Raw genomic sequence first — 25,719 nt, 5'->3', positions numbered from 1 at the left:
GTGGCGCAGCTTAAGCGCTAACAACTTGCTTAGTGAAACGATAGAGGTAATGTGGACCACCTGCTTTTGGACCCGTACCTGATAACCCTTGTCCACCGAATGGTTGTACACCAACAACAGCACCAACTTGGTCGCGGTTGATGTAGCAGTTACCCACTCGAACTTGGCGTTCGATATCAGTGTAGCTGCGTTCATTACGACTGTGGATCCCCATGGTTAAACCAAAACCAGTGGCATTGATTTCGCTAATCACCTTGCTTAAGTCAGCCGCTTTATAACGCACGATATGTAAAATAGGACCGAACTGTTCATTTTCTAGTTGGTTAATACTGTCAATTTCAAATGCGATAGGCGCAATAAAGTCACCAAAATTACATTCATCACTCAACGTCACTTCACCAACCACTTTGCTTGTGCCGCGCATTTTATCAATGTGCGCTTGTAGTTTTTTCTTCGCCAGTAAATCAATCACTGGACCCACATCGGTATGATGTTGCTGTGGCAGACCAACATGCAATTCTTGCATTGCGCCTTTAATCAACGTGGTAATACGGTCAGCAATATCTTCTTGTACAAACAATACGCGTAGTGCTGAACAGCGTTGACCCGCAGAGGCAAATGCAGATCGCATCACATCGCGAACAACTTGCTCTGGCAGCGCCGTACTATCAACGATCATGGTATTTTGACCACCCGTTTCAGCAATCAACGTCGCCACGTTAGTGTCACGCTTCGCTAATGCACGGTTAATCACTTGCGCTGTTTCTGTTGAACCAGTAAACACTACACCCGCAATACGTTCGTCAGCAGTCAATAATGAACCAACCGTCGCACCGCTACCAGGCAGTAAATGCACAGCTTCTTTTGGTAGACCAGCTTCTAACATCAGTTCCATCGTACGTGCCGCAATCAAGCTAGTTTGCTCTGCAGGCTTAGCGATCACGGTATTACCCGCCACTAACGCTGCTGCAACTTGACCAAGGAAAATCGCTAATGGGAAGTTCCAAGGGCTAATACAAACAAATACACCTTGTCCCTGACGTGTTACTTGCTGGGCAATACCATCAAAACGTACTTGGTTTTTAGCTACCGAGAAATTTTCAGTGGCTTGCATTGCATAGTAACGACAGAAATCGACCGCTTCACGCACTTCATCTAAGCTATCGTGAATCGTTTTACCGGCTTCTTTATGGCATAACGCCACTAATTCTGCTAAATTTTCTTCTAATAAATCAGCGACTTTATTTAAATATTCAGCACGCTGCGCAACAGGTACAGCAGACCATGTTGGGAAGAAATCAGCGGCAGTATCAAGTGCAGTTGTTACTTCTGCAGGTGTTGACCACAATACTTGACCGACATGAATACGGCGATCGTAAGGGGCGCTAACTGGCTTCGCATTCTCTAATTCAGTGGTGATCACTTGACCATTAACCACTGGCGCTGCTTGCCATGTTTTTTGCATCTGTAAAGTCAGTTCATTATTAAACGGTTTGATCTCACTGATAATATCAACGTTAATGTTGCATGAATTTTTACGCCCTGCAAAAATTTTCGTTGGCAATGGGATCAAACTATTATGAAAAGTAGGACGACTTTCTAAGGTATCAACCGGATGTTCTGTTAATTCACTAATAGGGCAATCAGCATCAACTAAACGGTGTACGAACGAGCTGTTCGCGCCATTTTCTAATAAACGACGTACCAAGTATGGCAGTAAGTCTTTGTGGCTACCGACTGGTGCGTAGATACGTACATCCACACCATATATTTCTAATGCGTGGTTATAGAGTGCATCACCCATACCGTGTAGACGTTGGAACTCATAGTCTTTATGTTCAGCCATTGTCGCAATTGCTGATACGGTGTGCGCATTATGACTCGCAAACTGTGGATAGATACAGCCGCGAATTTGCTCGCTTAATAAGAAACGAGCACAGGCAAGATAGGCAACATCTGTCGCTTCTTTACGTGTATAAACCGGGTATGCATCAAAGCCATTTTGCTGTGATAATTTAAGTTCTGTATCCCAATAAGCGCCTTTTACTAAACGTAATGGAATCACATCACCCTGCTCTTTCGCTAATGCAGCAAGCCAAATCAATGTTGGCAACGCACGTTTAGAATAAGCTTGTACAACGATACCGAATTTACCCCAACCTTGCAGTTTCGGGTTACGGTACAGTTTTTCAAACAAGGCTAATGATAGTTCTAAACGATCAGCTTCTTCCGCATCGATAGTAATACCGACATCTAAATCACGTGCACGTAATAATAACTCTAATACAGTGTCGTGCATTTCCGTCATCACACGCGCTTCGTTAGCGACTTCATAACGAGGATGCAATGCCGATAATTTAATTGATACCGTTGGCGCAGGCGTTTTATCGTTGGCATATTTGTTTTTACCAACCGCTTCTACCGCTTTAATGTAATCATTAAAATATTTCTTGGCGTCATCAGTCGTTAAGGCTGATTCACCTAACATATCGAATGAGTAGGTAAAGCCTTTATCGCGTTGTGGGCGGCCATTTTTTTGTGCTTCAGCAATGTCACGACCCAATACAAATTGATGTCCCATGATCTTCATGGCTTGGTTCATTGCTTGACGAATGATCGGTTCTGATACTTTATTGACTAAACGGCTAATGGTATTACCCGCTGATTTAGTGTCTTTACGATCCATGCTGACGACTTTACCAGTCAGTAATAGTCCCCATGTCGATGCATTCACAAAGGTCGAATCAGAATTTTTTAAATGTGATTTCCAATCTGCTACGCTTAATTTGTCACGGATTAATGCATCCGCTGTTGCCGCATCAGGAATACGCATCAAGGCTTCAGCAAGACACATCAACAAGATACCTTCTTTGGTATCTAGGCTGTATTCCAATAACAAGGCATCAATCATTTGAATAGCTTGTTTATCAGCGCGCACGCGTTCGATTAACACAGTTGCATTGGTGGTGATCTGAGATTTCTCTTCTGCAGATGGGCGGGCCATTGGTAGCAATTCTGCTAACCATTTTGACTCATCAACCATATATAAAGGAGATATTAACTGCCAAAGTTCATCCATAGGACGATCTATAAACGACGGAGAAAGTGCATCTAACGCTTTAAACATACCAAGGGCCTCTTAACTTACGAAATTTAATGCTGCGAGAGTGTTACATTAAAGATACGAAAATAATATGAGTTAGTTAGCAGAAATAGAAAGAAAATGCGTTTTATATAAAATAATTAGTACTTCACTTCAGTTTATGCGGATATTTAAGCCAAAATGCCATATAAAAATAATAAAACTGGTGATTATGGTAAGCGTTGTAAGGATAGAAGGTGACGGCTAACAAGACAAGCCGTGATCACTAATAGTATTTTCACATACCAGATAGGGGCAAAATAGATCGCTAACAACATCGCCAACCACATACTCGAGAGTGAACTCAGTAACTGCTTTTTACTGATGCCTTTACGCAATAAATAGTTAGTTAAGTAAGGACCAAGATAATGATGGTTAAACAACCATAATTGTAGTTTGCGTGAAGAACGACTAAAGCAAGCAGCGGCTAATAATAAAAATGGCACCGTTGGTAGCAGTGGTAAGAAAATACCAAGCACACCTAAAGTAACAGCAAGACAACCCGCCAAAAGTAATAGTGCACGCCACGGTTGCGAGACTAAATAACTTTCAACCACGATCGGTTCATCAACAAGCAGTTCATTAGCAACATGATTAGATTGATTTATATTTTGCTTGGCTGTTGGTTTAGTCATGATAGTTTTCGCCACCTTTGTTATCTAAAAATATACATATAGCACCATAACCCAACGATGTCAGATCATAAAGCTGCACAAGCATTAAACTCTCACCGTATGATTATTTTAATTCACGATACCATCATTTTAATAATAGAAATGCCGGGAAATGGATTCTTTTAACCACGATATACCAACGTACAGCGACGATAAATATCATACAACTCAGCGCAGCTACTATCGTATCGACAGCTAAGTTCACCAACAAGATATACAAACAACAGCCTAAAATAATCGGCGTAGCGTACAGTTCGGTATTATTAAATAAGGTTTGCCGATGAGCGAGAATATCCCGTAATACCCCACCAAAAATAGCGGTGACAATACCCATAGACACTGCCACATAAGCAGCATAACCACCGCTGTATAACTGTTGGGTGACAAGTACTGAAAATAGCGATACGCCAATAGTATCAAACATAATGATCAGTTTATTAAGGCGGTTTTTACGGATATGGGTAATAGTGAAAAAGCCAATAACGGCACTGAGTAATGCGGTCCAGAAATAACTCGGATCGCGGATCCAAAAAATAGTTTCCGCCGATAAAATAAGATCCCTCAAGGTGCCACCGCCTAACGCCGTGATCCAACCTAGCATCATGATACTGACTATATCTTTACCCCGATTAGATTCAACCAATACACCACTGAGTGCGAACGCGACAATGCATATCATTTCTAGGCTATAGACCAACATCTGCAACTCCTTGTCGCGCTAAACTCACTATTTGAATATCTTAATATCACAACAAATCAAGTCTTCAGTCTACCTAGTTATTTCATTCATTGGCAACCATAACGGCAACTATTTTCGTCGAATTACGCGATCTATTCATCCTTCCTGTCATCGATTATAATGACAAAAAACAACAACACCCCAGCAGGCTGAGGTGTTGTGAGCATTAATAACTTACAAGGGGTTTTGTAAATAACCAGTATTTACATTGTGCGTATTAACGATTGAGCAAAGTATAAGTGTTCGTGTATTTGGTTTTATTATTTTGCACCGTATCCGCAGGCGACAACACAACAGAAACCAAATCTGAGGCTGCATGTTCATACATGAACAATGTTTGTAAATCAGTCGTTAGTGTATCAGCCGATAATACCGCTATAGTCAAATTAATAGCACCCAGCTCCGGATCGTCTAAGTTAGCCAACGCAAGGTTTGGAATAACCACATCTTCACCACTTGCAACTTCGCTATAAATAACATGGTTTAATGTGTTCGAACTGTTATAAAGAATGTCATATTCACTCCTTTGTAAACGCGTTAATGTAGAATCAATACCCTGTGCTTGAAACACAAAATTGGAAGCCACTGTATTAATTGCAGGATCGTTATCACTGATGATTAACTCTGTTGGTAATTGCACGTCTAACGTGGTGGATAATGTACCATTATGTTTGAAGTTCCAATTTAGTGTTGTTGTACCTGTAGCGCTGTAACTCCAACTCATTTCGGTGTCTACGTAAGCAAAATCAGTTGTCACACCCGTAGCCGTAACAAATGTTGCATCAATCCATGGATAACTATAATCACCTTGATTTAACCGTACCGATAGCGTATCGAGCTCATCATTATTTAATCCAATAGTCCAATTATACGTAGAAAAAGCAACACCAGATAAAGGCACTGGATCCTTATATTGAACTGATGTTAGCGTTGGTACAAACACATAGTCAACTAATGAACCGTTATTATAGGCGCGTACAAGTACATCTTCACTATCAAATGCACTGACTTCTTTACTCGTCGCAATATCGGCTGCAAGCTCACTCTGTGATGAGTTAAAAGCATAAGCATTCGCGGTAATAGCAGTGGTATGCACCGAAGCATAACCAGTATCTAGTTTTGCGGCTTTATCCGTAGTATAACAAGACACATCACCTTGATTTCGGTTCACTTCAATAAGAATATCACCCAGTAATGCTTTCTGGATGGACAATACTTTATAGTATTTATCTTCAGTACTCGGCGAGTCAATAATAGATAAATAACCGCCATCCTCTATATCATTTTTAGCAACATTTAATACACCAACATCACTAACCGAGTCTGATAAATCTTCTACAAAATTACCATCCTCATCATAAATTTTTACCGTGACATCTTTGGCTACCCTTGCATATGTTTCTTTGCCTGCCGTCTGACCGTCAACATCAAACAGAGTACAACTAGCAGTACCTGTACCTTCATCTCGTTCAACTAATTGCACAAACTGAAACGCATACTTAGTGATTGGTGTAGAACCGGAATCTGAATTACTACTATCACCGCCACCACTGCCGCAGCCAGATAGCATTACACTTGCCACTAGTGAAGTTATTACTAATTTTCTCATCTTCTATTCCTTGCTCACACCGTCAAAATATTGGTAATTTCGTTTTACGTGCAATAATAAGGCCAATCCTAATACTAACGGGGACAAGATGTAGAGCGATATTGATTAATGCAGTAGAAAAGTCGATGTCAGAAACAACAAAACCCCAGCAAACTGAGGTTTTTTGATGACAATATAACGTTGAAATATCGGTCTAGTATGATGTCATCATATTGAAAATAGACGTATCGACGTCGAGGATATAAACACCTTCACCATAGATCCAGCCCCAAGGTTTAAAGTATTGGCTATAAGAGATTTTCTTTTGCTCCGTACCGTCGGCATTAAAGTGGTAAAAATAATGCGAGTAGCCCCCATTTTGACGATATACAGCCTCTTTATACAATAATTGATATAACTTAACACCATTGATATCACGAGCTTCTTTGACGTTCTGATTCCGCATCGTCGCATTATTCACTGATTCTAAAAGTAGATAATCATCATTAAATACAAAAATGTAATTTTTATTTACTTGGTTAATCTGATGAATTTCGTCGATCGCTTGTTGCTGTGCTTGAGCCAAACTCAAGTCACCGTCAAGGTAACGTTGATAATAACCGTTAATGAGAGTGCCGATAAAATGAATGCGGGGTTCCAATGCACATCGACGTTGATCGATTACATTATTACGGACATATAAAAAATAACTCGTGCTTAACCCTATAAATAATAAAGATAAACTTACAGCTATTAATAGCAGTTTTTTTTCTAGTGATATTGCTTTTGACATTAATTAACTTAATGAACATTCACATCCTTATTAGTTCAACCTTCTGTTGCTAATGGACGAGCGATCATACAGGACAAAAATACAAATCGAAACCGCAAAAATACGAATGGTCATACCTACCACAAAAGTACCGCTTGCCAGCTCATTATGCTAATAAATAATACTCATATTTAAGATAAGTTACTTATTAAAATAAAAAATAATCATTATTACAGTTTAATTAAGCTGTCATTAAAACGTCATAAAAATGCATAAAAGCTGTCACATAAAAAACATAACATGCACAGCGTACTTACTCACCTGCCTAGGAAGATAGAGATAATGAAAACATTACTAACCAGTACTACATTAATCGCAAGTTTGATGACTACAGTTGTAAATGCCAATGATAATCTTGATTCAGTGATTAGCGCAGCAAAAAAAGAAGGGGCTGTATACAGTGTCGGCATGCCAGATAGCTGGGCGAACTGGAAAGGAACTTGGGCTGACTTGGGCGAGCTCTATGGCTTAAAACACCAAGATACAGATATGAGTTCGGCACAAGAAATTGCTAAATTCTCAGCTGAAAAAACCAATGCAACTGCAGATATTGGTGACGTAGGTTTTGCATTTGCGCGTGTAGCTGTAAAAAAAGGCGTAACACAAGCTTATAAACCAACAACTTGGGACAGCATTCCTAACTGGGCTAAAGATAAAGACGGTCATTGGGCTCTCGCTTACACGGGTACTATCTCATTTATTTCCAATAACAATTTAGTTAAAAATCCACCTAAATCATGGGACGATATTCTCAAAGGTGATTACCGCGTTACTGTCGGTGATGTCGGTATCGCATCACAAGCGAACAACGCTGTATTAGCGGCAGCCTTTGCACTGGGTGGCAGCGAAAAAAATATCAAACCAGCAGTCACATTCTTCTCTAAGCTTGCCAAGCAAGGTCGTTTATCACTTAATGATCCTGGCTTAGCTAATCTTGAAAAAGGCGAAGTTGAAGTGGCTATTCTTTGGGACTTTAATGCCTTGAACTATCGCGATCAAATCGACCGCAGCCGTTTCACAGTATCAATTCCACAAGATGGTTCAGTGATATCTGGTTACACCACTATTATCAACAAATATGCTCAAAATCCGAATGCGGCAAAACTGGCGCGTGAATATATTTTCAGTGATAAAGGCCAAATTAATTTAGCGCAAGGTTATGCACGTCCAATCCGTGACAACGTAACACTACCAGCTGAAATCCAAGCGCAACTATTACCAAATGAACAATACAACAATGTACATTCGGTCACTGATTTTAAAGCCTGGGAAAAAACAGCACGTAAACTACCGCGCCAATGGCAAGAAAATGTACTTCTGCATATCCAGTAAAAACGAACTCTTTCATATTAACTAAAAATACTATTTCACATCCACTAAAAGAGCAGCTAATGAACAATAAAGTCATTCTTGTTGTTCTCGATGGTCTTAATCATCAAGTAGCCCATGATTGCATGGGTTACTTGAATGCATTAATAGAGCAAGATCGAGCAACACTTTATCCGGTTATCAGTGAATTACCATCAATGTCTCGCCCACTGTATGAATGTTTATTAACAGGGGTTACACCTGCACAAAGCGGCATAGTGAATAATGATATTGTCCGCCTGTCACATCATAGCAGCGTATTTAGTTTAGCGAAGAAAGCATCATTAACCACAGCAGCTGCGGCTTATCATTGGATGAGTGAGCTATATAACATCGCCCCTTACAATGCCGTGCGCGATCGCTTTACTGACGCTCCAAGCCTAAATATTCAGCATGGTTGTTTCTATCATATGGACCACTACCCTGATGAAATGGTGTTTCTAGATGCTGAAAATTTGCGTCAACAACACAACCCTGATTTTTTACTTATTCACCCGATGAACATCGATGATGCTGGCCATAAATTTGGTTTAGATTCGAGCCAATATCGTAATACCGCGCGCCGGGCCGATATCATCTTATCTAACTATGTTGATGTTTGGTTAGACGCAGGGTATCAGATCCTTATCACCAGTGATCACGGCATGAACAATGATAAATCCCACGGCGGTATATTACCCGAAGAACGCGCAGTGCCTTTGTTTGTTATCGGTGACGGCTTTAGCCACCAACCAACTGCGATGAAACAAACCGAGTTATGTGGCAACGTTTGCCAACTATTAGGATTGGTCGACCATGGTAAATCTTATAATTCAGCGCTATTAAACAAGCAACCTGAACTTATTCGCCAACAGCCCTGCACTATCGACACAAACACGAATAGCCAAGTAGAAAAGAGTGTAAATAGTCTATGAACACTATTTCAGTTCCCGCAGTGGAAACCTCAAACATCAAGTCAACTCGCAAACTATTGCGATTAACTAAATTTAAACCGGCATTAGTCTTATTGCCGTTTGCACTGCTGTTTTTTATGTTTCAAATTGCCCCTATGCTGTGGGTATTATTCAATAGTTTCATTTATGAAGATGAATTTAGCCTAGAAAATTATCAAGAAATTTTTGATTCCGCTTTTATTCTACAAGGTTTCAGTAACAGCTTGTGGCTAGCGGTCACCTCAAGCCTTATCGCTATTATCATTGCGGCATTATTTGTGTCTTCATTACGTCGTTTTGATTCTCGCGCTCGAGACTTGATCGTTTCATTTACCAACATGACCGCTAACTTTAGCGGTGTGCCATTGGCGTTTGCCTTTATTATTATTCTCGGTTTTAACGGCGCATTGACGTTATTGCTGAAAAAGTACGGCATTATTGATGATTTTAATTTGTATGGTCAGTGGGGATTACTGGCTATTTATATCTATTTTCAAGTGCCACTTGCGACCTTACTACTCTACCCTGCATTCGATGCCCTGAGTGATGACTGGCAAGCCGCATCATCTTTGCTTGGTGCTAAAAATTGGCAGTTCTGGCGTTACATCGGTCTACCGGTATTATCACCAGCCTTGCTTGGCACCTTTATCATCTTAATTGCCAATGCCATGGGCGCTTATGCCAGTATCTACGCGTTAACATCGGGGAACTACAATGTCATTACTGTGCGCATTGCCAGTCTCGTCTCCGGCGATATCTTCCTTGAACCGAACCTAGCGGCCGCGATTTCAGTATTACTTATTTTATTACTGGCGTTCATTACGCTTATAAACCAACTACTTATTAGTCGGAGTTACCATGCAAAACGCTAATTCTTCGCTGTTCCATAAAGTCATTGTTTATAGCACGATAGCAGTATTGATCATTCCGATCCTCGCTACGTTTGTATATTCAATTTCATCGAGCTGGGGCGCAACTATCTTACCAAACGGCTTTACGACTGATTGGTATAGCCAGTTATGGCAAGACCCGCGCTTTATCGCTGCATTTGGTCGCTCACTGCTTGTTTGTATTAGTGCGTTACTATTAAGTGCCCTGTTGATCATTCCAGCCATTTTTGTGGTGTTTTATTATTTCCCTAAATTAAATGGCTTGATGAATATCCTGATCTTATTACCTTTTGCGGTACCGCCAGTGGTGTCGTCTGTCGGTTTACTGCAAATATATGCAGACAGTTCAATACAAATTGTTGGTACGCCGTGGATCTTAATCGGTACTTATTTCACGATTGCCCTGCCGTTCATGTATCGCGCCATTGCTAATAGTTTTGAAGCGATTAATTTAGCTGACCTGATGGATGCAGCGCACTTACTGGGCGCGAGCACGGCTCAAGCCTTCTTCCTGATTATTTTGCCTAACTTGAAGAAAGGACTGCTCGCGTCGCTGTTTTTATCTTTCTCGTTCTTATTGGGTGAATTTGTATTTTCGAACATTTTGGTGGGGACGCGTTATGAAACCCTGCAAATCTATTTATATAACATGCGTCAAACCAGTGGTCATTTCACGTCTGCATTAGTCATGACTTATTTCGCCTTTATTTTCCTTTTCACTTGGTTGGCCAGCCGTATTAGCCGAGGAGCTCAATAATGAGTTTTGTTACTGTAAAAAATCTACAAAAAAGCTTTGGTAGTAATACCGTATTTTCTGACATTAACTTCCACATCGCCCAAGGTGAATTTGTTACCTTACTCGGTCCGAGTGGCTGTGGTAAATCAACCTTGTTACGTAGCCTCGCCGGACTTAATAGTGTCGATACTGGTGAAATATGGGTTGGAGAGCAAAACATTACCGACTTAGCACCGCAGAAAAGAGATATCGGCATGGTGTTTCAGTCGTATGCTTTATTTCCTAATATGACCGTAGCGAATAACATCGCCTTCGGTTTAAAAATGAAAAAACTGCATAAAGATGAGATTGCGAAACAAGTGGCACGCGTCATTGAATTAGTTGAATTAAAAGGTAAAGAAAACCAGCACCCACACCAGTTATCAGGTGGACAAAGACAACGTGTCGCCTTAGCGCGTGCATTAGTCGTACAGCCAAATATTTTATTACTTGATGAACCCCTGTCAGCGTTGGATGCCCGTATCCGTAAACATTTACGCCAACAAATATGTGATATTCAAAAAGAACTTAACCTGACGACAGTATTTGTAACCCATGATCAAGAAGAGGCTATGACCATGTCTGATCGTATCTTTTTGATGAATGAAGGCTCGATTGTACAACAAGGCAGTGCCGAACAAATTTATACTCAGCCCCACAATGAATTTGTGGCCGGATTCATGGGTAATTATAATTTATTATCAGCGCAGCAAGCGCAAGATGTACTTGGGGTGAGCATTAAAAATAAATTAGCTATCCGCCCTGAATCAATTTATGTACGTGAATCAGGCCGTGATTATGGTGCGCATATTTCTCGCCCAACTCAAGGTGTCATTAAAAACCACCAATTATTGGGAAATGTGATCCGTTATCAGGTCGATGTAAAAGGCTGTGATATTACCGTCGATTTATTAAATCGTTCATCAGAACGCTTATTCGCGACGGGTACACCGCTAGAACTATTGTTTAACCTAAACGAATTACAACAGGTCAGTTAAGAGAGCCTCCTATGAGCCAACCACTGTATATTTTTGATTTAGACGAAACGTTAATTGGTGCTGATAGCGCCATGTTATGGCATCAATTTTTAGTCGAGAAAGGTATCGTCACCGACAGCAATTTTTTAGCTGAAGATAAACGCTTAATGGGCCTTTATTCTGCCGGTGAATTGGATATGCCAGAATACCTTAATTTTGCCATGGCACCGCTTGCACATTTGACTACACAGCAAGTTGATAGCTTGGTTGATGAATGTGTCGAAACATACATTATGCCGACCGTATTCCCACAAGCACAACAACTGCTAGAACAACTAAAAAAAGATAATATAACCACGGTATTAATCTCAGCAACGGTGAGTTTTATTGTTAAAAAAGTAGCGATAAAACTAGGTGTTGAGCATGCGATGGGGATTGATATGCAGATAGAAGATGACTGCTACACGGCTAATATTCTTGGTGTTGCCAGTTACCGTCATGGTAAAGTCATCCGGTTACAATCTTGGTTGGCAGAACAAACCGCAATCTATACCGACAGCTACTTTTATACTGATTCGATTAACGATCTGCCGTTATGCTTATTTAGCCAATATCCGCATGTTGTTAACCCTTGCCCACAATTAGCCCAGCATGCACAAGTTCAAAACTGGCCACAATTGTCGTGGCACCAGTAAGTAGTTAGATGACAGAATGAATAAATAGCTAAAATTTGATGACACAAAAAAGCCTGACTGTAGTTAACCGTCAGGCTTTTTTATTTCTATTATTTCTATTATTTCTATTAGCTTAGCTGATTAAAATCGTGGATACAGCGCCGCTTTCTTACCTGTCACTTTACCCACAGGGAATGAGAAATAAATAACCCGTTGTACGACCGAAGCATACTGGCTAAAGAAACTACCAGTGTTATAAGCAATGCCGTATTTAGCCGCAATAACTTGCACTTCTTTCGACATTTCAACATAACGATGTGCAGGTACTTCTGGAAATAAATGATGCTCTACCTGGCAGCTTAAATGACCTGTTAAAATATGGAACCATTTAGGGCCAGTTAAATTTGCTGAACCTAATATTTGACGATAATACCAATGCCCACGCGATTCATTTTCACATTCTTTTTCGGTGAAGGTATACACTTCTGTTGGAAAGTGACCACAGAAAATAATAGTTGAAGTCCAAAAGTTACGCAGTAAATTAGCCGCTAAATTACCCAGCAATACCATCACAAAAAATGGACCAGCTAAGAGTGGGAAGATAACGTAATCTTTCAGAATTTGACGCGTTGATTTGCTATAGAATACTTTCTTTAATTGCTCAACATCAACGTGTGATTCACGACCCGCTTTTTTCTTACCAAAGAATACCCGTTCACCAGCCATTTCATGGAATGCGATCCCCCATTGAAATAAAGTACTGAGCACCAGGTAAGTACCAAACTGCCATGTATTACGTAGACGCCAAGAAAAATCATCACTTAAGCGTAGTAATCCATAACCAAAATCACGATCTTTGCCGACAATATTAGTGTAAGTATGGTGTTCGTAATTATGCACGCGCTTCCATGATTCCGAGCTACACGCATTATCCCATTCAAACGTTTGCGAGTTCAGCGTTGGATCATTCATCCAATCATATTGACCATGCAGCACGTTATGGCCAATTTCCATATTATCTAAAATCTTCGATGCGCTTAATAGCAGCACGCCCACTCCCCAGAAATACAGCGACATAAAACCCAATACCAAGCAAATACGTCCCGCAATTTCTAAGCTACGCTGCAGACGAACAATCTTTTTAATATAACGTTCATCCGTACTACCTACTTGTTCCATGGCTTTGGCTTTTACGCCATCAAGATCTATTGCCAACTGTTCTAACTGCTCTTCATTTAATTTTTGACTAAATTTTGTATCTAACGTTGCCATCATCTTATCCCTATAAATTAATCACGACATCAGTCACTGGTACACTGATACAAGCTTGGATATCTTCTTCACCGGTATCTGAATATGTTTTTGTTTGGCTGTTATAAACCACGCCACTTACTTTTTTACATTTACATTCTTGGCAAATACCCATACGGCAGCCATATTTAGCTGGTACAACATTATCCTCGGCGAGCATTAACAGTGTTTTCTGATTGTCTTCATCAACAACCACATCTTTATTGGTTATAGCAAACGACACGTTACGCACGACATTCAAATCGACATTACGAAAACTGGCTAAACCAAACTGCTCAAGATGCAGTGCACCTTCAGGTAGACCCATGTCCAATAATAATTCTCGAGTACTATCCATCATGCTATTTGGACCACAAATATAAACTTCACTATGCTGTAAGTCGCTCGTCACGGCATTGATATGGGCTGCAGAACAATGGCCATCTCGCTCACGTTGTAATAATTTCAAGGTGAAGTTGTTATGCTCTAACTCTAATGCCACTAAGCTGCCGTTTAATGCATGTTGATTAGCACGGGCAAAATACAATAGAGTGAAGTTAATCGTCGGGTTATTCGCAACATGTGATAACAGCAAGCTATGAAAAGGCGTAATGCCACTGCCACCAGCAATAAATATCACCTCTTTCTTTGCTGCCTTTTTTGATAAACGGTTCAATACAAAGTCACCTTTCGCAGGTGAAATACCTAATAAATCGCCTTGCTTAATCGCACTTGATAACCAGGGGGTAACACGGCCTTCAAATTGCTTTTTAATGGTTAAGGTGATGGTTTTATCTTGCTGGAACTGCGCTAACGAAGATGAAATAGTAAAAGGACGTTTAATGTAACTGCCATTCTTTTTTACTTGCAGTTCAATATATTGACCAGGCTGGAATGAAAATCCCTGTTTATTCACTTTACCTGAAATCGCTAATGTTAATGAATACATATCATTATTTTCAGTCTGCATTTTGACGACTGTCGCAGCAAACATCTCACCCATAAGTACGGAAATCGGTTTAGCAGAAAATGGGGCGAAGTAAGCCTTAAACGTATCGTTATTAAATAACGTCAGTGATAATTTATTGGTTAAAACATTAAGCATATAGCGGTCTCCCTAAAAGTTGAAGTGAGCTTACACCCGTACTCTAGAATGATCCATCAGTATTTACACTTAAATTGAAAACTTACATAAATTGAAATTAGCCTGTTTATACAACACCTTATAAACAAGCGGTCAAATTAACAGCCTGAACAATAAGTGCACAAGTGTCCCCTCAAATGTTTACCAAGTGATTTCAGTGAGTTATTTATAACTAATTACTAAAAAACCAACTCACGGATGTACAAAATCAAGATCCTATATCAACATATACAAATCACTTACCGCTTATACCCAAGCATTAATTTAAATTAACAGCTACATCAATAAATCTAATACTGACGCGCTGGATACTGTCATGTTATTCAGGTATTGTGGCGCGCTCATTAATATTGATAGAAACGATAAAAAGCCATGCTGAAAATACTGACAACCATGCCACCTAATTTATTACTGCTGCTTGCGATAATCTTTGAGGTGATCGCGACTTCGCTATTACCAAAAACTCAGCAATTCAGTCAACCATTAATAAGTGCGATTGTATTAATTTGCTATGCGTTGGCATTTTTTTTACTGTCGATCACCATCAAATCAGTGCCGATTGGTATCGCATATGCGGTCTGGTGTGGGGCTGGTATCGTACTTGTCACTATGATTAGCTGGTTGTGGTATGGCCAACAGCTCGACTGGGTTGCCATCTTAGGAATAAGCTTGATCTTACTCGGCAGTGTCATTATTAATGTCTTTTCAACCACGATTAGCCATTAATAAGTAGTCGTATCAATGAGTTTCATCATACTGTCATAAAAATACACTACCTTAGCTATTTTATGGTTAAGGTTATGTATGCTTCCACCACAACGTTCATTATTAGCTTTCGAAGCAGTATCTCGGCTCGGCTCAATAGGCGCGGCATCGCGTGAACTGCACGTGACTCAAGCCGCTGTAAGCCAACAGCTAAAAAATCTTGAACTATTCCTTAATTGTACTTTGTTTATTCGTAATCAACGTGGCGTGACATTAACCCAAGCCGCACAGCAGTACTTACCCGTGGTATCTGGATCACTGCAACACCTTAAATTACAAACTCAAATACTATTTGGTCAACAACAATCTGATGTCTTGCGCATTAAAATAAATACATCATTTTGCCACAATTGGTTAATCCCCAAATTAGCTAATTTCACCAATAAATTTGCCTTTATTAAATTAGATCTGACGTTAGTTGATTGGCCATCTCGACAGCCCTGCAGTGATGCCGATGTTGAGATCACCAATGGTTTTATCGACAGCGAAGACACTCAAGCAAAACGCCTATGCCAAGAGCAATGGAGCATGGTGTGTAGCCCTGCATTCAAACAACAACATTTTGATGCACTAGAAAAAAATGATATTTCGCAACTGCCCGCCATTCAAGTCAAAGGTTATGAAGAAAGCTGGATGCAATGGTTATGTCATCATGATATTCCGCCCGTCTCACCTAATATTCAACTCGAAATAAGTAATTCACTACATGCTTTAGAAGCCGTAAAGCAAGGCATTGGCTTAATGCTAGTTCGCTCGTTAGTCGCGGAAAAAGCACTGGTATCTGGCGAACTGGTGCTGGCGATGGAAGGCAGTATGCCCTCAGATTCAAGCCATTACATCATTACAGCCAATAAGCGTAGCGCCAAAGTAAATTTTTTTTGCGATTGGCTAGAGCAACAATACAGCAGACAACCAAATAGCAATGATGCTAACCCAGTAGTTTTTTCTAATGCGTAATCGATATAGCCATCACTTTTTCTTATGTCTGACGATGGAAAATATGATGATGACACAAGCAAATTTGTCACAGTGCCACTCTATGATGCTTCCATACAGTTAAGGACAAACTCAGCATGAAGATTAATTCACACACACTATCACGTGCCACCTCCCACACTATGTCGCGTACTATGTCGGAGAAACTAAAGGTACTATTATTTATAGCGCCTTTATTGATCCCGCTATTGGCTTTTTGGATTGTGCCATTTGGTTGGAGCATCTACATCAGCTTTACTGACTGGGATTATATCTCCCCAGAATACAGCTACGTCGGTTTTGAAAACTATCAATATATGATTGAAGATAGTTACTTTACTGAGGCGCTTTACAATACCTTCCTGTTTTCACTGGGCGTTGTTATTCCGACGGTGATGTTAGGATTGGGCTTTGCCTTATTGCTGCATAAAAACTTTCGCGGCAGCCAACTTTACCGCGCAGTGATTTTCTCACCTTGGATCACGCCAACAGTGGCTGTATCTATCGTCTGGTCATGGGTATTTGAAACCAAATCAGGTTTAGCAAATTTACTGCTCGGCAAAGTGGGCATCGACCCGATACCTTGGTTAGAAAGTGGTGATACAGCAATGACTGTCGTGGTGATCGTAACAGTCTGGCAAGCAGTTGGCTGGACCATGTTATTTTTCATTAGTGCATTAAACAAGATACCAGAGTCACTCTATGAAGCATCATTAATTGATGGCTGTAGCCCACTAACTCGCTTCATTAAAATCACTTTACCACTGATTTCGCCAACCACGTTTTTCCTTATTATTGTCAACATGATCAATTCGGTACAAGCCTTTGATCAATTCCAAATATTAACGCAAGGCGGCCCAAGCGGCAGTACCCGTACACTATTATATTTGTTCTATCAGCAAGCATTTGAGCAATATGATATGGGCCCAGCAGCAGCAACATCACTCATCATTTTAGCTATCACCGGTGTATTAACATTGATTAATACCGAGATGGGTAAACGCTGGATATATTACTAAGGAAAATACGGATGAGCACTCAATCTATTGATTTACCCTTGGGACATGACCAAGGTAGCGAAGCAAAAATAACAGCAAATAGCAAAATGATAAAACCAGCAACACCGATGAATGCATTAATGAAATCATTCGCTAGCTTGATAGTAAAACACGGCTTTTTAAGCGCGTCTGGTTTGATTATGGTGTTCCCGTTTGTATGGATGATATCGGGTTCAATGAAAACCAACGATGAGATATTTAGTAATCCACTGAACATCTTGCCGGACACATTTCATTGGCAAACATTTGTCGACACATTTGAAAGTGCGCCGTTTGGTTTGTACATAATGAACAGTTTCAGCGTAGCATTTTTCACTACGCTAATCGTCATGATTAACTCGGCAATGTTTGCCTATGCCATCACCCAACTTAAATTTAAGTCGCGTACCGTGCTCTATTTCATCGTCATGGCTTGTTACATGCTACCCGGCGCCGTGACTTATATTCCGTCTTACATTACCTTGGCGAATATGGGCTTACTTGATAGCCACACCGGTTTAATCATCTCGAATGCCGCCAGTGTATTCGGGGTATTTTACCTGCGCCAAGTATTTTTAAAAGTGCATCCATCACTGATTGAAGCGGCCCGAATTGATGGCGCTGGAGAAATTAAAATTCTTTGGGCAATCGTGCTACCACAGTGCAAAGCAGCGTTAGCTACCTTGTTCTTGATTACCTTTATTACTAACTACAACAGTTATATGTGGCCAAGCCTACTTATCACCTCACAAGATCTTAATTTGATTGCAACGGGGATCAGGCAGTTCTTTATTGCCGAAGGTAACTACGGCTTAAACTGGTCACAGATTATGGCAGCAAGCACCATTGCAGTAATGCCACTGTTGATTCTATTCATTATTTGTCAAAAAACAATTTTGTCCGGCATTGCCGATAACGGCGTAAAAGAGTAAATAAACATGAAACTGAAAACATTAGCAATTGTATGTTCTAGCTACGCAGTGGGCGCATTTTCGTTCGCAGGTAGCGCAATGGCGAAAACCGAAGTGGACTTTTGGTATTCTGGTGGCTCAAAGCAGCAGCAGTTAATGACCTCTCTGGTATCTGAATTTAACAGTAGCCAGCAAGACTATGTCATTAAGAGTGCGCAGCAGGGTAATTACGATGAAACATATCAAAAATTACAAGCTGGTTTAGCATCAAAAACCGCACCTGAATTTGCCTTACTTTATTCTAGCCAAGCGAAAATGATGGTAGCGCGAAATCTGACTCGAGATATTCGCCCTTACATGGATAGCAGCTTTAACTATGCTGATTTTCTTGATGCATTTCGCGATCAAGTCACTGCCGAAAATGGTGAGGTCTACGGACTTCCCGCTTATGGCACCACGCAGATCTTCTATTACAACAAACAAGTATTAGCTGATCATGGTTTCACCGCAAAAGACTTAAGCACATGGCAAGGTGTAGCGAAAGTGTCTGCTGCTGTCACCAAAAAAGATGCTAAAGGTAACACGACATTTTATGGTTGGGAGCCGATGTGGGGTGAAGAAAATTTAATTGATGCGGCCTATTCTAATGGCGGAAAAATCATTAGTGATGACGGCAAAACAATTTTAATTAATTCTCCTGAGTGGATAACCGTTTGGAATAGTTTCCGTCAGTGGATCCATGAAGATGAAACAATGCGTATTCATCACGGTGGCCAAGGCTGGGAGTACTGGTACAAAACCATTGATGATGTAGTGAAAGATCGTGCGTTGGGTTATACCGGTTCATCAGGCGATCAAGGGGATCTTGATTTCACTAAACTCGGCGCGACGACGCAACCAGGTTGGGGGAATAACCCAGCGGCACCACAAGCGGGCGCAGTAAGTTTTGTGATGCCAAAAGGCACTGATGATAATGCTGCACAAGGTGCTTTCGAATTCATGAAGTTTTACACATCGGCAGAAAATACCGCTCGTTGGTCTATGACCACAGGTTATATCCCAGTACGTAAGAGTGTAAAACAAGTGCCAGCATACCAAGCTTACACGGCTAAGAACCCACAAGCCTTGATCCCATTGCTGCAAGCAAGTACAGCAAGTCAGGACTTCTTTGACCCAACGAAGGGCAAGATCACGGATGCACTTTCTATTGCTGCAGATCAGATCTTGATTGAAAATATTCCAGCTGAAAAAGCGCTTAAGCAAGCGGCTAAACGTGCGCAGCGCGCACTAGACCGTGCGAATCGCTAAACTTACCTATGCCTCTATATAAATAAAAAGAAATAGAAGCATAGATAAAAAAACTAAATAAATATAAGACTAAAAATAAAAGTAAAAGTAAATATTGGTGGTGAGTGTTCAACATTCATCACCAACATAACTAATAACAGCAAGGATTTACCATGTTGAATTTTACCGGTGAATTGGTCTTTGGCCATCGCGTTTTGAATTTTAATGTTAGCGCTAATATTAACACCCTCACCCTAACTGGTACGACAGTTAAAAAAGGCTTTTTATATGCTTATCTGTATGACAGTGAGCAGCAATTACGCGCTAATTTATTATTTCAAAAAACCGATAAAACGCTAATTTTAACGTCAGAATCTGCTTCACTTGGCGGTATTGCAGGAAACCTCCCTGCTGGTGATTGGCAATTACACTTATACAATCTTGAAGGTGAAAACCGCACACCAAAGGCGATGCACTATGCTATTGATATTAAAATAGATGTTGAGTTAAATGAGCCGTTCCCCCCTGAGTGCAGCAGCAACGACCAATTACTCGCAATACCGACTAAAACCTGCTTGCTCGCTAATACAGGCTCGCCGCTAGACCACAATATTCATTTTGATTACCAGCACAGTAAAAATAATAACGCAGCTTGGTATCGCGGTGATTTACACGCTCATACCTTATTATCCGATGGACATAATACCCTTGCAGCAGCGGCACAAATAGCCGAGCAACAAGCCCTCGATTTCTTTTTTATTACCGAACACAATATTTGCCACCCTGCATTACCCGCTACCGACAAAACATTAATTTTACCTGCGATTGAGGTCACGACAGACCAGGGGCATTTTAATGTTCACGGCCCTCGCCGTATGCTCAATATGTTCAATGCCGCTTATTCAAGTGCTGCGCTGATTGAACAAGGTCTTGGTTTAGTCGGCCGCGATGAAGGGAATATCAGCATTAATCATCCGATGATGAAACCATGGCATTGGCATTACCAAGACATCGCACTAAATAAAGTAAATACCTTGGAAGTTTGCTGTGACCCAACATGGCCGACATCACCGAAAGCCACAGAGGGCGCATTAACCTTACTCACACAGTTATGGAATTGTGGCCATCGCATTGCAGCCGTTGGCGGTAGTGACTCACACTTAGCACCTCATGAACGTAACGCTAATGCAACGGAACCGTCTATTTATGGCGATCCAAGTACGTTTGTCTATGCCGATACGCTATCAGGTAACGGTATTTTACAGGGCTTACGTCAAGGGCATATTTATCTAGAACGCCAATGTGGTTTGGATTTTCAAATTAATAATGGCACGGTATTACCGGGTCAGGATGTCGGTAATAAGGTTATCGATTATCACCTCGCCATTACAGATAAACGCACTGCATATTATGCCGAATGTATCGCTGATGGTGAGGTGATAAACCGTATAAAACTAACCAGCGAAGCGCGTCATTTCCAAGTGGATATGAGCAACTATGCTTGGTTACGTATTGATATTCGTCGCGCTACATTGAGTGAAAACAGCGACAGCTGCGTCGCAGCATTTGAAGGGCTCATAAACCCGATTTATAACGCGACCAAAACTATCTTTAGCCACCCTCAGGTAAATACTTGGGGCGAATTAATGGAAGAGAAAAATACCCATGGAAATTAAAGGATTACTATTCGACAAAGATGGCACCTTACTCGAATTTCATCAAATGTGGCTACAAGTAGCCAAAGGCGCCGCGGCAGATACCCTTAACGCTTATCCAACTGAAAGTAGCTGCGATAATCATCAAACCAACGTAGATATGACTACTTTGCTCGCAGCCATTGGCGTGTACGGTGACTATGTTGATAATCATGGACTGCTGGCTTCCAACCCTGTCGAGGACACAGCTGAAGCCTGGTATCAATTACTGCAATTAAGCAGTGATAAAAATATATTCTGTCAGACCGTAAAAAAACTATTCAATAAACAAGTAGAAGATAACCCAGCCCTGATCCAAGCTTTGCCCGAGGTTAAAGACAAGCTAATGGAACTAAAAGCACAAGGCTTCAAATTGGGTATTGCCACCGCAGATAGTAAAGACGCCACCCTCTACAGTTTAATGCAGACTCAACTACACGATTTATTCGACTTTGTTGGTTATTCCGATGGCGATATTGCGCCTAAACCAGCCCCCGCATTATTGAATGCTTTTTGCCAGGTCTGCGATTTAGCACCGCAGCAAGTGATCATGTTTGGCGACACCGTCTCTGATATGAAATTTGGCCGTAATGCAGGCGCGAGCACCATAGGTGTTTTAACGGGTACAGCAAGCGAAGACGAATTGCAGCCTTATGCGGATATCGTCTTGTATTCAGTTGCTGACTTTAATACTGATTTGTTGATGACAATTAATCAGCGCTAATAATAACCACAAATAATACGGAAATCATAATGGCTGAAGTAATATTACGTCAGGTAGAAAAAGTGTATCCAAATGGATTTAAAGCTGTTCACGGTATCGACCTTACGATCCATGAAGGTGAGTTTATGGTCTTTGTTGGTCCGTCGGGCTGTGCAAAATCAACGACGTTACGCATGATCGCGGGATTAGAAGACATCAGTGATGGCCAGATCATGATCGGTAACAAATGCGTCAATAATTTACCGCCGAAAGATCGCGGTATCTCTATGGTTTTTCAAAACTACGCTCTATACCCGCACATGTCTGTATATGAAAATATGGCGTTTGGTTTAAAGCAGCAAAAAATCAATAAACGCGAAATAGAACGTCGTATTAGTGATGCGGCTGAAACATTAGAAATTACACATTTATTGGACAGTAAACCCGGTGAAATGTCAGGTGGTCAACGCCAGCGCGTAGCATTAGGGCGAGCGATGGTACGTAAACCCGATGTATTTTTATTTGATGAACCTTTGTCTAACTTAGATGCTAAATTACGTGTATCCACCCGTATCAGTATTGCCCAATTACATCATAATTTAAAAGCCGAAGGCCAGAATGCAACGATGATTTATGTCACACATGATCAGGTTGAGGCAATGACACTCGGTGATCGCATTTGTGTGCTTGATCAAGGTAAAATAATGCAAGTTGATACGCCAATGAACTTGTATCACTCACCCGCAAATAAATTCGTCGCTGGCTTTATTGGTTCACCTGCAATGAATTTACTCCGCGCGACAGTAAGCCAAGAAAATAATGCAACTTACATCCAGTTAGATAATGGTGCTCAATTTTTATTACCCAGCGACAAAGCGGAAAAAGTGACGGATAAAATCGGTCAACAAGTTTGGTTTGGATTACGCCCAGAGCACATATCTCTCGTTGCGCCATCTGAAGAAGCAGCAACAGCTCAAGAACAGAATATTGAACTCACCTACATCAAAGTCGTGGAATCGATGGGTAATGAAATGTATCTCTATTGCGCATTAGGGCAAGAACAGATCATTGCCCGTTGTCATTTTGATCCAAAGATTAATATTCAGCATAGTGAAAGTCACTATATGCATTTTGATATGTCGCATTGCCATTTGTTTGATATTGATACTGAGCTCGCACTCGTTAATTAACCATCATTCATATTATATGAGCCAAAAAAAGAGCTGTACGGCCACCGTATTGCTCTTTTTTCACATCTAATGATGACATAATATTTATTACACGACGTAAATTAAACAACAGTCACGCGATGTAATTTACGCGGGTTATCGGCATAATCAATCACCGCATAATGTTGTGTACTGCGGTTATCCCAAATAGCTAATGAATTCGCTTGCCACTTAAAACGCACTTGATATTCGGGCTGTCTAGCCATGGTAAATAGCTTGGCGAGTAAAACATTACTATCCTCGCGATCCATACCAATAATATAACGGGTGAATTGCTCGTTAATAAATAAGATCTCTTCCCCGGTGTCAGGATTGCGCGTGATAACCGGATGCGCGACAGGTGGATTTTTTGCTGATACCGCAATGACATCTTTCTGCCAATCTTCAGTGATCTCACTACTTTCAATACCGTCAAAAGCAAACAATGCATGCATCGCGGATAATTGACGTAACAGGTTTTTGTCTTGTTCTGGCAATGCGTTAAATACTGCCGTCATCGAGGTCCACAAGGTATCACCGCCACAATGAGGGACATGCTGTGCATGCAGCAGCGAGGCGATTGAAGGTTGCTGACGCCAGGTTAAATCCGTATGCCAAAAACTTTCTAGCGGTGGCTTACCTTTAACAGTTTCAATAATACTGACTTGCGGCGCTTCCTCGACATGTGGGAAAAAAGGATGTGTCGGCTCCAACTCACCAAAACGTGCAGCAATTTTTAAATGTTGCTGCGGTGAAAACTTTTGATCGCGAAAAAAGATCACCTGGTGGGTAAACCACGCCTTATAAACGGCTGCAAATTCTGTGTCGTCACAATTAACCAGATCCACATTGTGGATCAAGGCGCCAATATGCGGAGTAAGCAACTCAATGTGCATGCAGATTACTCTTCAATCGATGACGTCATCGTTTCAACATCCGCATCCGTGGCTATACGATTTAAGTCCGTCACAATTTGCTGTTCAACTAATTCATCAGCTAAGTCATCACTCTCAGTCTCAGTCTCAACCAAAGCACCTTTGACTTTTTCTGTTAGGCTAATAATAAGCTCGGCCTGTTCGTCATTAAGCACTTTTTGTTGGTGTAATTTATTACGCAGGGCATTATCAAAATACGCAATTTGTTCGATATAAGTTAAGCTCGAAATATCTTTTGAAAATAACTTAAATGCCACTGTCGCAATCGCGTCACGATAACGTAAGGCAATTTTTTCACTTTCCGAACGATCGACACTGTTGATCCAATTAACTTCCGTTGTCACATTATTAGCACGACGCAGATCGTCTTCTACTTTGACAATAATGGCATCAAGAATATGCTGTTCACGTGGCGAAAATTCAATTGCATCTTTTAATTGCACGATACGCTGCTGGATTTGAGCATATGTTTCTGGGATCAAGTCTTGATCCAGCTTTTTCATTTTCTTTACCAACGGCGTATAAAGATTACTTTTTACAATTCTAATTTCAAGCTGTAACAAACGAGCTTGTATCTTCGCGCTACTTTTCTCATAACCGTCTGTTGACTCATCATCTTCAATATCTTCAATTAAGTCAGCAGTACTTTCATAAATATCATCTAATTCATTCTGCCATTGACCATGAACAAGCGGCGACAAGTAGTTCATATCCGCAAGTTGTTGGGTTAAAAATACAGATACTAATGTTTTGATACGCACAGCGTTATCTAACGCTTCTTGCGCTTCTTCAATTTTATCGGTTACTTTACTTTCTGATGGTCCACCAAAAAAGCCTTGATCGTTAGGATCAAATTTCGCCACTAAGGTACGCATTGAACGCACAGCTGAATTAATTTTTTTCCAGCTATCTGGTGCAAAGAACACATAGTCTTCATCCTTTCCGGCGTCATATTGCTGTTCAACATGTTCCGCTAGCGCTTTGACTTTTTGTATTGCCAGTGCCGCTTCATCCATGACTTCAACTGCAGCATTATTATCATCAACGCCACCTTGCGTTGATTCAGATGACGCACAACCTGACAGTCCTGCAGCCGATATAAGCATCGCTGCACACAGGGTTTTCTTCATGTTGTTCATCCCATCTTTACGATATAAAAATATGGATATTACCTAACAG

The 25,719-nt window shown here is 40.8% G+C and carries 23 protein-coding genes; 14 read left to right on the top strand and 9 right to left on the bottom strand.

Features of this window, described 5'->3' with window-relative positions; genetic code table 11:
- Positions 1 to 10 precede the first annotated feature (10 nt).
- The 5 genes from putA to JFU56_RS16175 all read right to left on the bottom strand — a co-directional run bounded on the left by putA (position 11) and on the right by JFU56_RS16175 (position 6,936).
- On the bottom strand, positions 11 to 3,127 hold the full coding sequence (putA, locus tag JFU56_RS16195) for a bifunctional proline dehydrogenase/L-glutamate gamma-semialdehyde dehydrogenase PutA (RefSeq protein WP_198438311.1): 3,117 nt from the start codon (positions 3,125 to 3,127) through the stop codon (positions 11 to 13).
- A 185-nt stretch (positions 3,128 to 3,312) separates the two neighbouring features.
- Positions 3,313 to 3,777: a YbaN family protein gene (locus JFU56_RS16190; RefSeq protein WP_198438310.1), complete on the bottom strand. Its 465-nt coding sequence runs from the start codon at positions 3,775 to 3,777 to the stop codon at positions 3,313 to 3,315.
- A 124-nt stretch (positions 3,778 to 3,901) separates the two neighbouring features.
- Positions 3,902 to 4,516, bottom strand: coding sequence for a trimeric intracellular cation channel family protein (locus JFU56_RS16185; protein WP_198438309.1), 615 nt, complete (start codon positions 4,514 to 4,516; stop codon positions 3,902 to 3,904).
- A 256-nt stretch (positions 4,517 to 4,772) separates the two neighbouring features.
- Entirely contained in the window at positions 4,773 to 6,164 is a 1,392-nt protein-coding gene (locus JFU56_RS16180) for a hypothetical protein (protein WP_198438308.1), read from the bottom strand.
- A gap of 193 nt (positions 6,165 to 6,357) precedes the next feature.
- Positions 6,358 to 6,936 carry a cache domain-containing protein gene (locus tag JFU56_RS16175; protein ID WP_198438307.1) on the bottom strand — a complete coding sequence of 193 codons (579 nt, stop codon included), beginning with the start codon at positions 6,934 to 6,936 and terminating at the stop codon, positions 6,358 to 6,360.
- Between the two features lie 321 nt (positions 6,937 to 7,257).
- Between JFU56_RS16175 and JFU56_RS16170 the strand changes: the two genes are divergently transcribed.
- The 6 genes from JFU56_RS16170 to JFU56_RS16145 are packed head-to-tail and all read left to right on the top strand — an operon-like array spanning position 7,258 to position 12,612.
- Positions 7,258 to 8,307, top strand: a complete 1,050-nt coding sequence (locus tag JFU56_RS16170) for an ABC transporter substrate-binding protein (protein WP_198438306.1) — start codon at positions 7,258 to 7,260, stop codon at positions 8,305 to 8,307.
- 59 nt (positions 8,308 to 8,366) lie between these two features.
- On the top strand, positions 8,367 to 9,257 hold the full coding sequence (locus JFU56_RS16165) for an alkaline phosphatase family protein (protein ID WP_198438305.1): 891 nt from the start codon (positions 8,367 to 8,369) through the stop codon (positions 9,255 to 9,257).
- Positions 9,254 to 10,147 (top strand): ABC transporter permease subunit, encoded by an 894-nt coding sequence (locus JFU56_RS16160; RefSeq protein WP_198438304.1) that lies wholly within the window; start codon positions 9,254 to 9,256, stop codon positions 10,145 to 10,147. Before JFU56_RS16165 ends, JFU56_RS16160 begins: the two co-directional genes overlap by 4 nt.
- Positions 10,134 to 10,922, top strand: a complete 789-nt coding sequence (locus tag JFU56_RS16155; protein ID WP_198438303.1) for an ABC transporter permease — start codon at positions 10,134 to 10,136, stop codon at positions 10,920 to 10,922. Before JFU56_RS16160 ends, JFU56_RS16155 begins: the two co-directional genes overlap by 14 nt.
- Complete coding sequence (locus JFU56_RS16150) at positions 10,922 to 11,938, top strand: ABC transporter ATP-binding protein (protein WP_198438302.1); 1,017 nt, start codon at positions 10,922 to 10,924, stop codon at positions 11,936 to 11,938. The genes JFU56_RS16155 and JFU56_RS16150 overlap by 1 nt, the downstream gene beginning before the upstream one ends.
- 11 nt (positions 11,939 to 11,949) lie before the next feature.
- Positions 11,950 to 12,612, top strand: a complete 663-nt coding sequence (locus tag JFU56_RS16145) for an HAD family phosphatase (protein WP_198438301.1) — start codon at positions 11,950 to 11,952, stop codon at positions 12,610 to 12,612.
- A gap of 120 nt (positions 12,613 to 12,732) precedes the next feature.
- Here the strand turns inward: JFU56_RS16145 and JFU56_RS16140 are convergent, their stop codons facing one another.
- Complete coding sequence (locus JFU56_RS16140; RefSeq protein WP_198438300.1) at positions 12,733 to 13,863, bottom strand: acyl-CoA desaturase; 1,131 nt, start codon at positions 13,861 to 13,863, stop codon at positions 12,733 to 12,735.
- A 10-nt stretch (positions 13,864 to 13,873) separates the two neighbouring features.
- Positions 13,874 to 14,986, bottom strand: a complete 1,113-nt coding sequence (locus JFU56_RS16135; protein ID WP_198438299.1) for a ferredoxin reductase — start codon at positions 14,984 to 14,986, stop codon at positions 13,874 to 13,876.
- Positions 14,987 to 15,397: 411 nt separating this feature from the next.
- Here JFU56_RS16135 and JFU56_RS16130 point away from each other — a divergent pair, with 411 nt between their 5' ends.
- The 8 genes from JFU56_RS16130 (at position 15,398) to JFU56_RS16095 (ending at position 23,587) form a co-directional block, all read left to right on the top strand.
- A complete protein-coding gene (locus JFU56_RS16130) occupies positions 15,398 to 15,751 on the top strand; it encodes a multidrug efflux SMR transporter (RefSeq protein ID WP_198438298.1) in 354 nt (117 codons plus the stop codon).
- A 78-nt stretch (positions 15,752 to 15,829) separates the two neighbouring features.
- The gene (locus tag JFU56_RS16125) at positions 15,830 to 16,747 is read left to right on the top strand and encodes a LysR substrate-binding domain-containing protein (protein WP_198438297.1); all 918 of its coding nucleotides are present in this window, start codon (positions 15,830 to 15,832) and stop codon (positions 16,745 to 16,747) included.
- A 116-nt stretch (positions 16,748 to 16,863) separates the two neighbouring features.
- Positions 16,864 to 17,784 carry a carbohydrate ABC transporter permease gene (locus tag JFU56_RS16120; RefSeq protein ID WP_198438296.1) on the top strand — a complete coding sequence of 307 codons (921 nt, stop codon included), beginning with the start codon at positions 16,864 to 16,866 and terminating at the stop codon, positions 17,782 to 17,784.
- 11 nt (positions 17,785 to 17,795) lie between these two features.
- A complete protein-coding gene (locus JFU56_RS16115) occupies positions 17,796 to 18,734 on the top strand; it encodes a carbohydrate ABC transporter permease (RefSeq protein ID WP_198438295.1) in 939 nt (312 codons plus the stop codon).
- Positions 18,735 to 18,740: 6 nt separating this feature from the next.
- Positions 18,741 to 20,021, top strand: a complete 1,281-nt coding sequence (locus JFU56_RS16110; RefSeq protein ID WP_198438294.1) for an extracellular solute-binding protein — start codon at positions 18,741 to 18,743, stop codon at positions 20,019 to 20,021.
- Positions 20,022 to 20,173: 152 nt separating this feature from the next.
- Entirely contained in the window at positions 20,174 to 21,676 is a 1,503-nt protein-coding gene (locus JFU56_RS16105) for a CehA/McbA family metallohydrolase (protein ID WP_198438293.1), read from the top strand.
- Positions 21,666 to 22,418, top strand: a complete 753-nt coding sequence (locus JFU56_RS16100) for an HAD family hydrolase (protein WP_198438292.1) — start codon at positions 21,666 to 21,668, stop codon at positions 22,416 to 22,418. Before JFU56_RS16105 ends, JFU56_RS16100 begins: the two co-directional genes overlap by 11 nt.
- 29 nt (positions 22,419 to 22,447) lie before the next feature.
- On the top strand, positions 22,448 to 23,587 hold the full coding sequence (locus JFU56_RS16095) for an ABC transporter ATP-binding protein (protein ID WP_198438291.1): 1,140 nt from the start codon (positions 22,448 to 22,450) through the stop codon (positions 23,585 to 23,587).
- A 101-nt stretch (positions 23,588 to 23,688) separates the two neighbouring features.
- Here the strand turns inward: JFU56_RS16095 and JFU56_RS16090 are convergent, their stop codons facing one another.
- Both JFU56_RS16090 and JFU56_RS16085 read right to left on the bottom strand, forming a co-directional pair.
- On the bottom strand, positions 23,689 to 24,501 hold the full coding sequence (locus tag JFU56_RS16090) for a TauD/TfdA family dioxygenase (protein WP_198438290.1): 813 nt from the start codon (positions 24,499 to 24,501) through the stop codon (positions 23,689 to 23,691).
- A 5-nt stretch (positions 24,502 to 24,506) separates the two neighbouring features.
- Positions 24,507 to 25,670, bottom strand: a complete 1,164-nt coding sequence (locus JFU56_RS16085) for a hypothetical protein (protein WP_198438289.1) — start codon at positions 25,668 to 25,670, stop codon at positions 24,507 to 24,509.
- Positions 25,671 to 25,719 lie beyond the last annotated feature (49 nt).

It is taken from the genome of Moritella sp. F3 (assembly GCF_015082335.1).
Lineage (GTDB): Bacteria > Pseudomonadota > Gammaproteobacteria > Enterobacterales > Moritellaceae > Moritella.
The sequence above is the reverse complement of the archived record's forward strand: the minus strand, read 5'-3'. Positions and strand labels throughout refer to the sequence as shown.

Excerpts from the sequence above, each read along its gene's own strand:
- putA (WP_198438311.1), bottom strand. The coding sequence starts at position 3,127 with ATGTTTAAAGCGTTAGATGCACTTTCTCCGTCGTTTATAGATCGTCCT.
- JFU56_RS16190 (WP_198438310.1), bottom strand. The coding sequence starts at position 3,777 with ATGACTAAACCAACAGCCAAGCAAAATATAAATCAATCTAATCATGTT.
- JFU56_RS16185 (WP_198438309.1), bottom strand. The coding sequence starts at position 4,516 with ATGTTGGTCTATAGCCTAGAAATGATATGCATTGTCGCGTTCGCACTC.
- JFU56_RS16180 (WP_198438308.1), bottom strand. The coding sequence starts at position 6,164 with ATGAGAAAATTAGTAATAACTTCACTAGTGGCAAGTGTAATGCTATCT.
- JFU56_RS16175 (WP_198438307.1), bottom strand. The coding sequence starts at position 6,936 with ATGTCAAAAGCAATATCACTAGAAAAAAAACTGCTATTAATAGCTGTA.
- JFU56_RS16170 (WP_198438306.1), top strand. The coding sequence starts at position 7,258 with ATGAAAACATTACTAACCAGTACTACATTAATCGCAAGTTTGATGACT.
- JFU56_RS16165 (WP_198438305.1), top strand. The coding sequence starts at position 8,367 with ATGAACAATAAAGTCATTCTTGTTGTTCTCGATGGTCTTAATCATCAA.
- JFU56_RS16160 (WP_198438304.1), top strand. The coding sequence starts at position 9,254 with ATGAACACTATTTCAGTTCCCGCAGTGGAAACCTCAAACATCAAGTCA.
- JFU56_RS16155 (WP_198438303.1), top strand. The coding sequence starts at position 10,134 with ATGCAAAACGCTAATTCTTCGCTGTTCCATAAAGTCATTGTTTATAGC.
- JFU56_RS16150 (WP_198438302.1), top strand. The coding sequence starts at position 10,922 with ATGAGTTTTGTTACTGTAAAAAATCTACAAAAAAGCTTTGGTAGTAAT.
- JFU56_RS16145 (WP_198438301.1), top strand. The coding sequence starts at position 11,950 with ATGAGCCAACCACTGTATATTTTTGATTTAGACGAAACGTTAATTGGT.
- JFU56_RS16140 (WP_198438300.1), bottom strand. The coding sequence starts at position 13,863 with ATGGCAACGTTAGATACAAAATTTAGTCAAAAATTAAATGAAGAGCAG.
- JFU56_RS16135 (WP_198438299.1), bottom strand. The coding sequence starts at position 14,986 with ATGCTTAATGTTTTAACCAATAAATTATCACTGACGTTATTTAATAAC.
- JFU56_RS16130 (WP_198438298.1), top strand. The coding sequence starts at position 15,398 with ATGCTGAAAATACTGACAACCATGCCACCTAATTTATTACTGCTGCTT.
- JFU56_RS16125 (WP_198438297.1), top strand. The coding sequence starts at position 15,830 with ATGCTTCCACCACAACGTTCATTATTAGCTTTCGAAGCAGTATCTCGG.
- JFU56_RS16120 (WP_198438296.1), top strand. The coding sequence starts at position 16,864 with ATGAAGATTAATTCACACACACTATCACGTGCCACCTCCCACACTATG.
- JFU56_RS16115 (WP_198438295.1), top strand. The coding sequence starts at position 17,796 with ATGAGCACTCAATCTATTGATTTACCCTTGGGACATGACCAAGGTAGC.
- JFU56_RS16110 (WP_198438294.1), top strand. The coding sequence starts at position 18,741 with ATGAAACTGAAAACATTAGCAATTGTATGTTCTAGCTACGCAGTGGGC.
- JFU56_RS16105 (WP_198438293.1), top strand. The coding sequence starts at position 20,174 with ATGTTGAATTTTACCGGTGAATTGGTCTTTGGCCATCGCGTTTTGAAT.
- JFU56_RS16100 (WP_198438292.1), top strand. The coding sequence starts at position 21,666 with ATGGAAATTAAAGGATTACTATTCGACAAAGATGGCACCTTACTCGAA.
- JFU56_RS16095 (WP_198438291.1), top strand. The coding sequence starts at position 22,448 with ATGGCTGAAGTAATATTACGTCAGGTAGAAAAAGTGTATCCAAATGGA.
- JFU56_RS16090 (WP_198438290.1), bottom strand. The coding sequence starts at position 24,501 with ATGCACATTGAGTTGCTTACTCCGCATATTGGCGCCTTGATCCACAAT.
- JFU56_RS16085 (WP_198438289.1), bottom strand. The coding sequence starts at position 25,670 with ATGAAGAAAACCCTGTGTGCAGCGATGCTTATATCGGCTGCAGGACTG.